Raw genomic sequence first — 14,285 nt, forward strand, 5'->3', positions numbered from 1 at the left:
TCCGTCTGTACGCACTCGACGAAAGAAAGGGTGTGTATGAACGACGTAAGCACGGTCAAGACCGTCTGCATGGATGCAGACGAAATCGAGCGGTCGCTGACGCGCATCGCGCATCAGATCCTCGAGACCAACAAGGGCGCGGACAACATCGCGCTCGTCGGCATCGTGACGCGGGGCGATCTGCTCGCGAAGCGCCTGGCCGAGAAGATCGAGCAGATCGAGGGTGCCAAGGTGCCGCTCGGAAAGCTCGACATCAGCTTCTATCGCGACGACTTCGCGACGCATCTCTCTCCCGAGGTGCATTCCACCGACATCTTCTTCGACCTCGACGGCAAGACCGTCGTGCTGGTGGACGACGTCCTGTACACGGGCCGCACCATCCGCGCCGCGCTCGACGCGCTCATGGACATCGGCCGCCCGGCTGCCGTGCAGCTGGCGGTGCTGGTCGATCGCGGGCACCGCGAGCTTCCCATCCGCGCTGACTTCGTGGGCAAGAACGTGCCTTCTTCCTCCGAGGAGAACGTGCGCTTGTTTCTGGAAGAGGCCGACGGCAAGTCCGAAGTAGAGATTCTTGAAATGGCTCCGGGCTCCCGCGCGGGTTCGGCACCGCTGGGGGGTGAATAGAGATGGGCTTCAACCACAAGCACCTGATCGACATCACGGAGTATTCCGCTGACGATATCATGACCGTCCTGGAGACGGCTGTCCGCTTCAAAGAGGTCAACGAGCGCCGTATCAAGCAGGTGCCCACGCTCAAGGGCGTGACCGTGGTCAACATGTTCAACGAACCGTCCACGCGCACGCGCTCCTCGTTCGAGATCGCCGAGAAGCGCCTTTCCGCCAACAGCTTAAACTTTGGCGGCAGCTCGACCTCGCTCGTGAAGGGCGAGAGCCTGGTGGACACGGTGGAAACGCTGTGCGCCTACAAGATCGACATGATCATCGTGCGCGACAAGCACGCCGGCGTGCCCCGCAAGATCGCCGACGTGTCCGGCGCCCACGTCATCGACGCCGGCGACGGCAAGCACCAGCATCCTACCCAGGCGCTTTTGGACCTGTACTCCATCTGGGAGAAGAAGGGCGACCTGAACGGCCTCAAGGTGGGCATCGTGGGCGACATCGGCCACTCCCGCGTGTGCGGCAGCCTGATCCCCGCGCTCAAGATCATGGGCTGCGAAGTGACCGTGGTGGCGCCGCGCACGCTCATGCCTGCCCGCCCCGACGTTCTGGGTGCCGACCATGTGACCACGAACCTCGACGAGGCGCTGCCCACCCTGGACGTGGTGTACATGCTGCGCATCCAGCGCGAACGCCTGGAGGGCGCGCCGTATCCCAGCCTGCGCGAGTACAACCAGCTGTTCGGCCTGACCCGCGAGCGCGAGCATCTGATGAGGCCCGATGCGCTCATCTGCCACCCCGGCCCCATCAACCGCGGCGTCGAGCTTGACAGCTACATGGCCGACCATCCGAACCGCTCGGTCATCCTCGACCAGGTCTACGCCGGAATACTCACCCGTATGGCTGAAATGTATCTTCTTCTCGGAGGGAGCGAAGATGGCTTTGCTGCTTAAGAATGCCCGTGTGATCGACCCGCAGGTGGGTCTGGACGAAACGGCCGACATCCTGGTCCGCGACGGCAAGATCGTCGAGGTGGGCCAAGGCCTGACCATGGAGAAGGGCGTCGAGCGCGACCTTTCCGGCAAGATCGTGGTTCCGGGCCTGGTGGACATGCACGTGCATCTGCGCGAGCCCGGCTTCGAGCAGAAGGAAGACATCGCTTCCGGAACGCGCGCGGCGGCTCACGGCGGCTTCACGGCGGTGTGCTGCATGCCCAACACCAAGCCCATCATCGACAACGCGCTGGGCGTGGAGTACGTCAAGTCGCGCGCAGCCGCAGTAGGCAAGTGCCGCGTGCACGTGTCGGGCTCTTGCAGCCAGGGGCTCAAGGGCGAGACGCTCTCCGAAATGGGCGACATGGTGGCTCATGGCGCGGTGGCCTTCACCGACGACGGCCGCGGCGTGCAGGATGCGGGCATGATGCGCCGCGTCATGGATTACGGCGCGATGTTCGACAAGGTCATCATGAGCCATTGCCAGGACGAAGACCTGGTGGGCGACGGTCAGGTGAACGAGGGCGTTGCCTCTACGCGCTTGGGCATGCTGGGTTGGCCGGCGGAAGGCGAGGAGCTGCAGATCTCCCGCGACATCGCGCTGTGCCGCCTGACGGGATGCCCGCTGCACATCCAGCACATCACCACGGCTCGCGGTCTTGACATGGTGCGCGCGGCGAAGGCCGAAGGCCTGCCCGTCACCTGCGAGGTCACGCCTCATCACCTGTTCTTGACCGAGGACGCCATCGGCGACGACTACAACACCTTCCTTAAGGTGAACCCGCCGCTGCGCACGGCCGATGACGCGGCCGCGCTCATCGAAGGCGTGAAGGACGGCTCCATCGACGCCATCGTAACCGACCATGCGCCGCATGCCGCATGGGAGAAGGACTGCGAGTTCGAGATTGCCATGTTCGGCATGACCGGCCTGGAAACCTCGCTTTCGCTGATGATCACGAACCTGGTGGCAACCGGCGCGATCGACTACGCGAAGCTCGTCGAAGTGATGGCCGTTAACCCGCGCGCCATCCTGCGCGTGGAGCCGGTCAAGATCGAGGCGGGCAGCACGGCCGACCTCACGGTGATCGATCCCGAGGCCGCCTGGACGGTCGAGGTCGACGGCTTCGTCTCGAAGGCGAAGAACTCCGGCTTCATCGGCGCCGAGCTGAAGGGTCGCGCCACCGATGTCTACGTGGGCGGCTACGCAACGCTCGAGGACGGCGCGATCGTCGAATAGGACGCTTCAGAATCGAACCGGGGCCATACCCTGATGACGCGGGCTCGCATCGAACGGTGCGAGCCCGCGGTACGTTGCGGCCTGGATGCGAGCCTTGTTCGCGAGTGCGCCCGACGCTGTCCGGCTGCCGTTGATGCATGCCCCGTTCGCCCGGCAGTGCTTTCGATTGCCGCCAATGCGCGCCCGGCTGCCGTCCAGTCGCGCCCGACGCCTCTTCCCGACCGTTTTCTTATCCGCACTCGAAGCTGCGCGCGAAAAACCGCCTTCGCTGGCAGGTTTTGACGGTTAGGGGTCGTCGAGTTGGCCTCCGCGTTCGCCGTCGCTTGGCTTGCTTTTCGTTTGACCTGATCACAGCATCGCCCTACGACGCATCGCAGGCGCGTGCGTTCGTGTTGCCGAATCAAACGACCCCTAAACGCAAAAACCTGTCAGCGAAGGCGGTTTCTCGTGCGCAAGTCAGCGGAGCGCTCGCGGCTTCGCGCGCAAACCTTTGGATTCCCGCAGCTTCGCATCGTCGTCTCGTTGCATTCCAAGCAAAATTAAATTGAATAAAATCGTTACAAAATGCAAAAATACTGCATTTATAATTAACAAAATTCAGTAAAAGAGTATACTGACCCTCAACCTTTAAGGCGGTACGGAGAGACCGACAAGGTGCGCAGCATAACTTTCCCAGAACCACCTGCGCCTTCGTTTACGACGGAGGCGTTTTCTGTATATGCTGCCCGAGCGGAAGGAAGATTTTGAGCGAGATTGCGAACAAGCTGCTAGAGGGTACGTCGAAGCCCGTGTCGCGTCCGGCGGCGTTGGTGCTGGAGGACGGCGCGGTGTTCCGCGGCACGGCGTGCGCCGCCGAAGGCGAGGTGTTCGGCGAGATCTGCTTCAACACGTCGCTCGAGGGCTACCTCGAGGTGATAACCGACCCGTCCTACGCAGGCCAGATAATCACCATGACGTATCCGCAGATCGGAAACTACGGGGTGAATCCCGATGACGCCCAGGCGGGCAGGCCTGCGTTGCGCGGCCTTGTCGTGCGCGATATATGCGCGACGCCGTCGAACTGGCGCAGTACGGTCACGCTCGCAGACTACCTGCGCGAACACGGGGTGGTGGCCGTGGAAGGAGTGGACACGCGCGCGCTCGTGCGTCACGTGCGCGATTGCGGCGCGCAGCGCGCGGTGCTCTCGACCGTCGACGCCGACGAGGCGAGCCTTCTGCGCAAGGTACGTGCGAGCGCGTCGCTCGTGGGGCAGAACCTGGCGGCTACCGTGTCGTGCGGGAAGCCGTACGCCATGGACGCGGACGACCTTCCCGCGAGCCACGCGTTCGCCGTCGCTCCGGCTGCGTCCGCGCGACATCGCGTGGTCGCCTACGACTGCGGCGTTAAGAGCTCGATCCTTCAGAATCTCGTACGCTCGGGCTGTGAGCTTACGGTTGTACCGTGGGATATGCCGGCGGAAAAGGTGCTGGCCATGGAGCCTGACGGCGTGTTCCTGTCGAACGGTCCCGGCGATCCCGAGGCTGTGGAGGGCACTTACTCGCAGGTGGGGAAGCTGCTGGGCAAGGTGCCGGTATTCGGCATCTGCCTGGGGCACCAAATGATCTGCAAAGCTGCGGGCGCGCAGATCGAGAAGCTCAAGTTCGGCCACCGCGGCGGCAATCATCCGGTGATGAACCTGCTCACGGGCCGCGTAGAGATCACGGCGCAGAACCACGGGTTCGGCCTGGTGTTTTCCAGCTTGGGGCCGCTTGTTCCCGCGCTGTCGGGCGGCTGCGCGAACCATTGCGACGACCTGCGCTTCTGGGCGCGCGATAAGGTTGCCCCTGTTGTGATGAACGATCGCTTCGGCCGCATTCGCCTCACGCACGTGAACCTCAACGACGGCACGGCGGAGGGCGTCGCGTTTCTGGATTTGCCTGCGTTCAGCGTGCAGTACCATCCCGAGGCGTCGCCCGGGCCGACCGACGCGCACTACCTGTTCACCGCGTTTTCGCGCTTGATGGATTCCGCAGTGACGAGCGAGGGCGGTGCGCTCGACTCCCGTGAACGTGCGAGCTACCTCGACATCGACATCGCCGCCGACCGCCTTGTCGGCTGGTCGTTCGCTGAGATGGAAGGAGACCGTCATGCCTAAGCGCACGGACATCAAGACCATCCTGGTCATCGGGTCCGGCCCGATCGTCATCGGCCAGGCGTGCGAGTTCGACTATTCGGGCGCGCAGGCGTGCAAGGTGCTCAAGGCGGACGGCTACCACGTGGTTCTGGTGAACAGCAATCCGGCCACCATCATGACCGATCCGGGCTTGGCCGACCGCACCTACGTCGAGCCCATCACTGCCGAGTTCGTCCAGAAGATCATAGAGAAGGAGCGCCCCGATGCCCTGCTGCCCACCTTGGGCGGCCAAACCGGCTTGAACACGGCCGTCGAGCTGGCGAAGTCGGGCGTGCTGGATGCCTACGGGGTTGAGATGATCGGCTGCGACCTGGCGGCCATCGAGCGCGGCGAGGATAGAAAGCTCTTCAACGAGTGCATGGCCGAGCTGGGAATCGAGACCGCTCGGTCGGGATACGCGTACTCGCTGGACGATGCGTTCGGCATCGTGGCCGATCTGGGTTATCCGGTGGTGCTGCGCCCGTCGTTTACCATGGGCGGCGCTGGCGGCGGCATAGCCCATGATGCGGTCGAGCTGGAATCCATCGTCAGTCAAGGGCTGGAGCTATCCCCGGCGGGCGAAGTGCTCGTGGAGGAGAGCATCGAGGGCTGGAAAGAGTTCGAGATGGAGGTCATGCGCGATCGCGTTGGCAACGGCATCATCGTGTGCTCCATCGAGAACTTCGACCCGATGGGCGTGCATACGGGCGATTCCATTACGGTGGCTCCTGCCCAGACGCTTTCCGACGTGGAATACCAGCGTATGCGTGCCGCGTCGCTTGCCATCCTCGAAAAGATCGGCGTGGAGACGGGCGGCTCTAACGTGCAGTTCGCCGTGAACCCCGACAACGGCCGCATGATCGTCATCGAGATGAATCCGCGCGTTTCGCGCTCGTCGGCGCTTGCGTCGAAGGCCACCGGATTTCCCATCGCGAAGGCGGCGGCGAAGCTGGCCGTGGGCTACACGCTCGATGAGATCGTCAACGACGTGACGCTTGCCACGCCTGCGTGCTTCGAGCCTTCCGTCGACTACTGCGTGGTGAAGGCGCCGCGCTTCGCGTTCGAGAAGTTCAAGGGGGCCGACGACACGCTGTCCACCCGCATGAAGGCTGTCGGCGAGATCATGGCCATCGGCCGCACGTTCGAGGAGGCGCTCGGCAAGGCCCTGCGCTCGCTCGAGAACGGGCGCGCAGGCCTCGGCGGCGACGGCGAGGGTGACGAGGCCGTCGTGTCCGACGCAGCGCTCGAAGACCTCGTGGCGCGCCCCACGGCCGAGCGCGTCTTCTACCTTGCCGAGGCACTGCGCCGCGGCTGGACGGTGGCGCGTGCGAGCGCGGTGAGCCGCGTGGACCCCTTCTTCGTCGCGCGCATGGCCGACATCGTGCGCGTGCAGGAGAACCTGCGCGGCATGGCTTTGGACGAGCTGGACGCCGACGCGTTCTGCCTGCTCAAGCGCATGGGGCTGTCGGATGCCCAGATCGCGCACCTTACGAGATCCGACGAGCTCACCGTGCGCACGTGCCGCAAGCTTCTGGGTGTGAGACCCGCGTTCAAGACCGTCGACACCTGCGCGGCCGAGTTTCCCAGCTCTACGGCCTACCACTACAAAACCTACGATGCGGACGAGACCGAGGTCGCGCCCAAGACGCGCAAGCGCGCGATGATCCTGGGTGCGGGCCCGAACCGCATCGGCCAGGGCATCGAGTTCGACTACTGCTGCGTGCATGCGAGCTACGCGCTCGCCGAGGCCGGCTTCGAAACCATCATGGTGAACTGCAACCCCGAGACCGTGTCCACCGACTACGACACGTCCGACAAGCTGTACTTCGAACCGCTCACGTTCGAGGACGTCATGGACATCGTGGACGTCGAGCGCCCGGACGGCGTGGTGGTGACGCTGGGCGGCCAGACGCCGCTCAAGCTGGCGAACGCGCTGGCCGCGGCGGGCGTGCCCATCATGGGAACGCCGCCGGAGGCGATCGACCTGGCCGAAGACCGCGATCGCTTCAGCGCAATCCTCGACGAGATGGCCATCGCCTATCCGGCGGCCGGCATGGCCTCGACCTACCGGGAGGCATGCGTCGTGGCTGACCGGATAGGGTTCCCCTTGCTCGTGCGCCCCAGCTACGTGCTGGGCGGGCGCGGCATGGGCATCGTATACGACGGCGCCCAGCTGGAGAAGTACATGGCCGAGGCCGCGAAGATCTCGCCCGACCACCCGGTGTACCTTGACCGCTTCCTCGAGGGCGCGGTGGAGGTGGACCTCGACGCGCTGTGCGACGGCGAGCAGGTGTACGTGGGCGGCGTGCTCGAGCACATCGAGATGGCCGGCATCCACTCCGGCGACTCGGCCTGCTGCACCCCGCCGTTCGCGCTGTCCGAGGCGCTGGTGTCGCAGCTGCGCTCTATCGCGCGCGGCCTGGCGCTGCGGTTGGGCGTAGTGGGCCTCATCAATATTCAGTTCGCCATCAAGGACCAGGTCATCTACGTCATCGAGGCCAACCCGCGCGCCAGCCGCACCGTGCCGTTCGCGTCCAAGGCCACGGGCGTGCCGCTTGCGAAGATGGCCGCGCGCATCATGGCGGGGGAGAGGATCGCCGACCTGGGCCTGCCGCCCGACAACCGCCGTCTCGAGCATTACAGCGTGAAGGAGGCCGTCATGCCCTTCGGCCGCTTCCCCGGTGCGGACACGGTGCTCGGCCCCGAGATGAAGTCCACCGGCGAGGTCATGGGCATCGCCGGCAACTTCCCGGCCGCGTTCGCCAAGACGCAGCTGGCTATCAGCTACGCGCTGCCCGAGGGCGGCACGGTGTTCGTCAGCGTGTGCGACCGCGACAAGCGCGCCATCGTGTCCATTGCGCGCGACATCGTGCGCCTGGGCTTCAAGGTGGTGGCCACGGGCGGCACGGCCCGCGCCCTGCGCGCGGCGGGCGTGGACTGCGAGGAGGTGAAGAAGGTGCACGAGGGCACCCCCAACGTGCTCGACCGCATCGCTGCCGGCGAGATAGCGCTCATGATCAACACGCCGTTCGGCCATGCCACGCGCGCCGACGGCTACGAGCTGCGCTTGGAGGCCGTGAAGCACGGCGTGACCCACGTCACGAACCTGGCCGGCGCCCAGGCCATGGTGGCCGGCATGGAGATGGCGCGCGCAAACGGCCTGTCCGTCGTAGCCTTGCAGGATCTTCCCCAATGGGAGCAGCCAGTGAGCGCGTAAAGCTGCGAGCCGAGCTGCCGCCGCGCCTGTTCGTCGTGCGCGGCGGTTCGGCTTTTCGGCGGGAAGGGCGCGCCGTGCTCGGATGGGGTTGGGAAGGTTGCTCGATTTCCGCCGAAGGCCGCCGATGCTGCCGATGGGCCGCGTTCGCCAGGGGCAATGGGGGCGTTGCGCGCGAAAAACCCTCTTCGCTGGCAGGTTCTGACGGTTTGAGGTCGTCGAACGGCCCCCTTGCTTGGCCGTCGTTCGGCTTGCTTTTCGTTTTGCCTGGTCACAGCGTCGGTTGGTCGCCACCCGCTTTTGCGGGCGCTTGGCCCGTCGGATCAAACGACCTCAAACCGTCAGAACCTGCCAGCGAGCGCCGTTTTTCGCGCGCAAGCCCGTGGCGCGCGGTAGCGGCGGGGCGCTTTGCGGGGCATGGACGGCCGGGAGACGGACCGCCCACCATAAACAACCTAACGCGGCGACGGGCCGGGCCGATACGCGGGGCATGGGCGGCCGGGGCTCGCGAATCGACGTTCGAGAGGCGAACGGAAGGGCGGCGGCTTTGCGGTGCGAGCGCGCGTCGCCGCGTGCGGTGCGGACGATCGGCGCGAAGCCGCCGCAACGCTCTATATAATGGTAGGCGGCGGCCTTGCCCACGAGAGGGACAATCCCGCAGCTTCCATGCGCTTCCCGTGCATTTCGGCACTTCAACGGCTCGGCGGGCACGTCAATGGTACAATCATCGGCCAGAAGATGAGACGTGGGGCCGCACCCGCGGCCCGGGGGCATGAAAGGACCAACGTGGCGCTTGTCAACGAGCGGGCGCGCATTCTGGGGAACGAATGCGTCGGCCCGAACCTCTATCTTATGCAGCTTTCGTCGCCTGCAATCGCAGCGGCCATCGAGCCGGGGCAGTTCGTTCACATGAAGGTTCCGGGCATGGAGGCGCACATCCTGCGCCGACCGTTCTCGGTGTACGCGCGCGACGCAGCCGAAGGCACGCTCGACGTGCTGTACCAGGTGGTCGGCTTCGGCAGCGACCACATGACGCGCCTCGTGCCGGGCGAATGCGCGGACGCCGAGCTCATCGGGCCCGTCGGCCGCTCCTGGCAGCCGGCCGCCGGCGCGAAGCGCGCGCTTTTGGTGGGCGGCGGCGTGGGCGCGGCGCCTTTGTTCATGCTGTGCGAGAGCCTGGTCGAGGCCGGCGTGCGCACGGACGTGGTGCTGGGTGCGCAGACCGAGGCGGCGCTCACGTGCCGCGGGCGCTACGAGGCGCTGCTGGCCGAGCCGCCGCGCTGCGCGACCGACGACGGCAGCTTCGGTCGCGAGGGTTTCTGCACCTCGCTCGTGTCCGAAGCGCTGGCCGAGGCTTCGGCTTCGGGTGAGCCGTACGACTACCTGGCCGTATGCGGCCCCGAGCCCCTGATGAAGATCGTGGCCGGCATGGCCGCCGACGCGGGCGTGCCCTGCGAGCTCTCGATGGAGAAGCGCATGGCCTGCGGCGTGGGCGCCTGCCTGTCGTGCGTGGTGGACACGGTGGACGGCAAGCTGCGCGCCTGCGTGGACGGTCCCGTATTCGACGCTGCGAAGGTGGTGTGGTAATGGCTATCGAGAACGCGCTGCCCCTCGTGCCCGCTCCTACGAACGTGAGCATGGCCGTGAACCTGGGCGGCCTGGACATGAAGAACCCCGTGACGGTGGCGTCGGGCACGTTCGCCGCAGGGATGGAGTACAACGACTTCGTGGACGTGGCAAGCTTGGGCGCGGTCACCACGAAGGGCGTGTCGCTGCATGGCTGGGAAGGAAACGCCAGCCCGCGTATCGCGGAAACGCCTTCCGGCATGCTCAACTCCATCGGTTTGCAGAATCCCGGCGTGGCGCACCTCAAGGCCGAGGAGCTGCCGTGGCTGCACGAGCGCGGCGCCACGACCATCGTGAACGTGTCGGGCCATAGCTTCGACGAGTACGTGCAGGTGATCGAGGCGCTCGAGGACGCGCCCGTGGACGCTTACGAAGTGAACATCTCGTGCCCGAACGTGGATGCCGGCGGCATGACCATCGGCACGTGCGCTGCGAGCGTCGAGGACGTGGTCGGTCGCTGCCGCGCCGCCACGAAGCGCCCGCTCATCGTGAAGCTGACCCCGAACGTCACCGACGTCACGGAGATCGCGCGCGCAGCCGAGGCTGCGGGAGCCGATGCCATCTCGCTCATCAATACGCTTCTGGGCATGGCCATCGACGTCGAGCGCCGACGTCCCGTGCTCGCGCGCGGCGTGGGCGGGTTCTCCGGCCCCGCCGTGAAGCCCGTGGCGCTGCGCATGGTGTGGGAGTGCTCGAAAGCCGTGAAGGTTCCGCTTCTCGGCATGGGCGGCATCTCGAACGCCACCGACGCGGTGGAGTTCATGCTGGCGGGAGCCACCTCCGTAGCCGTGGGCACCGCTAACTTCGTGAATCCTTTCGCGACGGTTGAAATCATCGATGGAATAGCGCAGTATTGCGAGCAGCACGGCGTGGACGACGTGCAGGATTTGATAGGAGCGTTGGAATGGTAAATACGTTCGAGAGCGTGCCGGCGCGCGATCGCGTGATCGTGGCCCTCGACTGCGGCATCGACGAGGCGTTCGACCTTGCCGATCAGCTGCAAGGCAAAGCGACATGGGTGAAGGTAGGCATGACGCTGTTCTACGCGAACGGCCCCGCCATCGTTTACGCGCTGAAAGAGCGCGGCTTCAAGGTGTTTCTCGACCTCAAGTTCCACGACATTCCCCATCAGGTTGAAGGCGCGGCGTACGCGGCTGCTGGCAGCGGCGCGGACATGCTGACCATGCACACCGTCGGCGGCGTGGACATGATGGCCGCCGCCCAGCGCGGCGCCGAGCGCGCGGCAGCGGAGTACGGCCACGAGGTTCCCGCGACCTTGGGCATCACGGTGCTTACCAGCATGAACGACGCTGCTCTTGCGGAAACCGGCGTTTCGCGCGCCATGTCCGACCAGGTGGTGGTGCTGGCCGAGCAAGCCAAGCGCTCCGGCATCTCCGGCGTGGTCGCCTCCCCGCAGGAAGCTGCGCGCCTGCGCGACATCTTGGGACCCGACGCCTACATCGTCACGCCGGGCGTGCGTCCGGCGGGCGCCGACAAAGGCGATCAGAGCCGCGTGGCAACGCCTGCCCAGGCCTTCGAGAACGGCGCTTCCCATATCGTCGTCGGCAGGCCCATCACGCAGGCGGCGGACCCTGCTGCCGCGTTCGACGCCATCGTGGCGGAGCTGTAAAAGCCGAAACGGATGCTGTTCCAACGTTTTCCCAGATGGTCAGCGAAAGTGACGATTGAGCGACGAAAGAACTACGGTTGCGCGATTTGAGTCTAGAATGTGTGACTGCGACCTGAAATTTTTTGAATTTATAGCAATCTACAAGGTCAAACGAGCGATTGCATGCTAGTATCACGGCATCGCTTTTGGAACAGAAGGAGAGAAACTGATGGCTATTCCTCAACTCAGCCCTGAAGAGCGCCAGGCGGCTTTGGAGAAGGCGAAGGCGGCCCGCATCAAGCGCGCCGAGGTTCGCGATGATCTGAAGTCCGGCAAACTCAGCCTTAAGCAGGTTATCGAGATGAAGGATGATCCCATCGTGGGTCGTATGAAGGTCTCCACGCTCATCGAGACGCTTCCCGGCTACGGCAAGGCCAAGGCCGAGAAGATCATGAAGGAGCTGCAGATCGCCGAGAGCCGCCGTCTGCGCGGTTTGGGCGAGCGTCAGCAGACCGCCTTGCTGGAGCGCTTGGGCTAAATTCGCATGCGCGCTGGCAATCTGTTCGTTATATCGGGGCCATCGGGTGCTGGAAAAGGCACGCTGGTGGCCCGTCTGTTGCATGAGGTTCCGGATGCTTGGGTGTCCGTCTCGGTCACGACGCGCTTGCCGCGCGAGGGCGAGGTGGACGGCGTTCATTACCAGTTCGCATCCGGTGAGGAATTCCAACGGCTCGTGAACGAAGACGGCCTGCTGGAATGGGCTACGTACGGGGGGAACCGCTACGGCACCCCGCGTGCGAGCGTTGAGGAGCATATCGCTCGAGGAGACCAGGTTATCCTGGAAATCGACGTGCAAGGCGGTTTCCAGGTGCGCGAGAAGTTCCCTGCGGCGCATCTGGTGTTCATCGAGCCGCCTTCGCTCGAAGAGCTTGAGAAGCGCCTTCGAGGGCGCGGTACAGAGACCGAAGAGGCCGTTGCTGCCCGTATGGAAACCGCACGGGTGGAGCTTTCTCGTAAAATGGAGTATGATATACGGCTTGTGAACGATGATTTGGACGTAGCCACCGCCGCCTTGGTTGGCTACGTGAACGAACAAGCCGAGAAAACACGAGGTTAAATACGATATGAGCATTATCGAACCGAAGATCGACGTTCTGTTGGACGAAACCGACAACGACCGCTTCCTGCTGTGCGCCCTTGCCTCCAAGCGCGCGCACGACATCAACGACATGATGCGCGGCCAGCGCGATCGCGCTATTCAGCTGCAGACCGCCGTGGAAATCGCGCGCGCTGCCGACAAGAAGCCGCTGTCTCTTGCCTTCAACGAGATTGCGCGCGGCGAAGTTTCGTACGATCCTTCGTCCATCGACATCAAGAACCACTAGTACGAAACACGTACTGGTTGACCGAATAGGCGGGCATGGGCCCGCCTATTCGTGCGTTACGACCATTCGCCCTTGGCACGACGGAGCATTCCATGATTGATTACCAGCGCATTTGCCTTGCCCACTACCATGAGATCGGCCTGAAGGGCCATAATCGCTCGACGTTCGAAATGCGGTTGCTCAAGAACCTCGAAGCCCTGCTGAGCGATTTTCCCGTGGTGACCGTCCATCGCATAGCGGGACGCCTGTGCGTGTTCTTGCGCGAAGGCACGGATTGGGAAACGGCGAAGGCCGTTGCGGACGTCATGGGCAAGGTGCCGGGCGTGGCGCGCGTCTCCTGCGGATTCAAGTGCCCGCGCGATTTGGACGTCATGGCCGAGGTCGCGCGTGCGGCTATGCTCGAAGCCGGCGACTTCGAGTCGTTCAAGGTGGCCGCTCGACGCAACCACACCGACTTTCCGACCAACTCGATGGAGATGAACCAGATCGTGGGCGCGGCGTTGTGCCAGGCGTTTCCCGAGAAGAGCGTTCGTATGAAGAACCCCGATCTCACGGTAGGCGTCGAGGTCGTGCAGAACGCCGCGTACGTGTACGCGCGCTCGCTTCCGGGCATCGGCGGGCTGCCGGTGGGAAGCTCGGGCGTCGTGGCGTGCCTGCTGTCGTCGGGCATCGACTCGCCGGTGGCTACGTGGAAGCTCGCGCGACGGGGCGCGGTGTGCATCGGCGTCCACTTCTCCGGTCGTCCGCAGACCTCGGATGCGAGCGAGTACCTGGTGGACGACATCGCGCGCGTGCTCGAGCGCACGGGCTGCATCGCGCGCGTGTACACGGTGCCGTTCGGCGACTACCAGCGCGAGATCGCGCTCACCGTCCCGCCCGAGCTGCGCGTCATCATGTACCGACGGCTCATGTTCAAGGTGGCCGAGGAGCTGGCGCATCGCGAAGGGGCGGGCGCGCTCGTCACGGGCGAGAGCCTGGGTCAGGTTGCTTCGCAGACCCTCGACAACATCCGCTGCACCGACGCTGCCGTGAGCCTTCCGGTGTTCCGCCCCTTGATCGGCACCGACAAGCTCGAGATCATCGCCGAGGCCGAGCGCCTGGGCACGTTCGAGATCTCGGCGCAGGACGCGCCCGATTGCTGCACGCTGTTCATGCCGCGCAGTCCCGAGACGCATGCGAAGCTTGCGGTGGTGGAAGAGGCGGAAAGCGCGCTTCCCGTGGACGAATGGGTGGCCGAGATCGCCGACGCCGCCGAAGTGCGCGACTACGCCTGCCCGGCGTTCAAGCGCAAGAAGAAGCGCCCTCAGAAGTAACCGCACGCTTTTGACCAGCGCGTTTAGATGCGCGCTGGAAAGCTGCTAGATTGTGGCTGGATGCATGCTGAACCTGCGTCGCATCCGGTGGGGATCCGCATTGGATCGAAGCGGAAAAGCCGCTGGAACCGTTTGGTT

The 14,285-nt window shown here is 64.8% G+C and carries 12 protein-coding genes; all 12 read left to right on the plus strand.

Annotated elements, in window-relative coordinates:
• Nucleotides 1-36 precede the first annotated feature (36 nt).
• The 12 genes from pyrR to thiI all read left to right on the plus strand — a co-directional run bounded on the left by pyrR (nt 37) and on the right by thiI (nt 14,147).
• A complete protein-coding gene (pyrR, locus tag ACTQZK_RS01370; RefSeq protein WP_114565730.1) occupies nt 37-624 on the plus strand; it encodes a bifunctional pyr operon transcriptional regulator/uracil phosphoribosyltransferase PyrR in 588 nt (195 codons plus the stop codon).
• Between the two features lie 2 nt (nt 625-626).
• Entirely contained in the window at nt 627-1,571 is a 945-nt protein-coding gene (locus ACTQZK_RS01375; RefSeq protein ID WP_114565729.1) for an aspartate carbamoyltransferase catalytic subunit, read from the plus strand.
• Entirely contained in the window at nt 1,555-2,847 is a 1,293-nt protein-coding gene (locus ACTQZK_RS01380; protein ID WP_114565728.1) for a dihydroorotase, read from the plus strand. Before ACTQZK_RS01375 ends, ACTQZK_RS01380 begins: the two co-directional genes overlap by 17 nt.
• 743 nt (nt 2,848-3,590) lie before the next feature.
• Entirely contained in the window at nt 3,591-4,982 is a 1,392-nt protein-coding gene (carA, locus tag ACTQZK_RS01385) for a glutamine-hydrolyzing carbamoyl-phosphate synthase small subunit (RefSeq protein ID WP_216528542.1), read from the plus strand.
• Complete coding sequence (gene carB / locus ACTQZK_RS01390; RefSeq protein ID WP_418831235.1) at nt 4,975-8,217, plus strand: carbamoyl-phosphate synthase large subunit; 3,243 nt, start codon at nt 4,975-4,977, stop codon at nt 8,215-8,217. Before carA ends, carB begins: the two co-directional genes overlap by 8 nt.
• 783 nt (nt 8,218-9,000) lie before the next feature.
• Complete coding sequence (locus ACTQZK_RS01395; RefSeq protein WP_216528540.1) at nt 9,001-9,801, plus strand: dihydroorotate dehydrogenase electron transfer subunit; 801 nt, start codon at nt 9,001-9,003, stop codon at nt 9,799-9,801.
• Nucleotides 9,801-10,751, plus strand: a complete 951-nt coding sequence (locus ACTQZK_RS01400; protein WP_114565717.1) for a dihydroorotate dehydrogenase — start codon at nt 9,801-9,803, stop codon at nt 10,749-10,751. The genes ACTQZK_RS01395 and ACTQZK_RS01400 overlap by 1 nt, the downstream gene beginning before the upstream one ends.
• Nucleotides 10,745-11,470 carry an orotidine-5'-phosphate decarboxylase gene (pyrF, locus tag ACTQZK_RS01405; RefSeq protein WP_225749229.1) on the plus strand — a complete coding sequence of 242 codons (726 nt, stop codon included), beginning with the start codon at nt 10,745-10,747 and terminating at the stop codon, nt 11,468-11,470. Before ACTQZK_RS01400 ends, pyrF begins: the two co-directional genes overlap by 7 nt.
• A 208-nt stretch (nt 11,471-11,678) precedes the next feature.
• Nucleotides 11,679-11,987, plus strand: coding sequence for an integration host factor, actinobacterial type (mihF, locus tag ACTQZK_RS01410; RefSeq protein WP_114565715.1), 309 nt, complete (start codon nt 11,679-11,681; stop codon nt 11,985-11,987).
• Nucleotides 11,988-11,993: 6 nt separating this feature from the next.
• Complete coding sequence (gene gmk / locus ACTQZK_RS01415; RefSeq protein WP_114565714.1) at nt 11,994-12,566, plus strand: guanylate kinase; 573 nt, start codon at nt 11,994-11,996, stop codon at nt 12,564-12,566.
• A gap of 7 nt (nt 12,567-12,573) precedes the next feature.
• Nucleotides 12,574-12,834: a DNA-directed RNA polymerase subunit omega gene (locus ACTQZK_RS01420; protein ID WP_114565713.1), complete on the plus strand. Its 261-nt coding sequence runs from the start codon at nt 12,574-12,576 to the stop codon at nt 12,832-12,834.
• Between the two features lie 92 nt (nt 12,835-12,926).
• Nucleotides 12,927-14,147, plus strand: a complete 1,221-nt coding sequence (gene thiI, locus ACTQZK_RS01425; RefSeq protein ID WP_114565712.1) for a tRNA uracil 4-sulfurtransferase ThiI — start codon at nt 12,927-12,929, stop codon at nt 14,145-14,147.
• Nucleotides 14,148-14,285: the final 138 nt, after the last annotated feature.

Source organism: Paraeggerthella sp. LCP19S3_G8, from assembly GCF_052119225.1.
GTDB lineage: Bacteria > Actinomycetota > Coriobacteriia > Coriobacteriales > Eggerthellaceae > Paraeggerthella > Paraeggerthella hominis.

Excerpts from the sequence above, each read along its gene's own strand:
- pyrF (WP_225749229.1), top strand. The coding sequence starts at position 10,745 with ATGGTAAATACGTTCGAGAGCGTGCCGGCGCGCGATCGCGTGATCGTG.
- ACTQZK_RS01400 (WP_114565717.1), top strand. The coding sequence starts at position 9,801 with ATGGCTATCGAGAACGCGCTGCCCCTCGTGCCCGCTCCTACGAACGTG.
- ACTQZK_RS01420 (WP_114565713.1), top strand. The coding sequence starts at position 12,574 with ATGAGCATTATCGAACCGAAGATCGACGTTCTGTTGGACGAAACCGAC.
- carB (WP_418831235.1), top strand. The coding sequence starts at position 4,975 with ATGCCTAAGCGCACGGACATCAAGACCATCCTGGTCATCGGGTCCGGC.
- gmk (WP_114565714.1), top strand. The coding sequence starts at position 11,994 with ATGCGCGCTGGCAATCTGTTCGTTATATCGGGGCCATCGGGTGCTGGA.
- ACTQZK_RS01380 (WP_114565728.1), top strand. The coding sequence starts at position 1,555 with ATGGCTTTGCTGCTTAAGAATGCCCGTGTGATCGACCCGCAGGTGGGT.
- thiI (WP_114565712.1), top strand. The coding sequence starts at position 12,927 with ATGATTGATTACCAGCGCATTTGCCTTGCCCACTACCATGAGATCGGC.
- ACTQZK_RS01375 (WP_114565729.1), top strand. The coding sequence starts at position 627 with ATGGGCTTCAACCACAAGCACCTGATCGACATCACGGAGTATTCCGCT.
- pyrR (WP_114565730.1), top strand. The coding sequence starts at position 37 with ATGAACGACGTAAGCACGGTCAAGACCGTCTGCATGGATGCAGACGAA.
- mihF (WP_114565715.1), top strand. The coding sequence starts at position 11,679 with ATGGCTATTCCTCAACTCAGCCCTGAAGAGCGCCAGGCGGCTTTGGAG.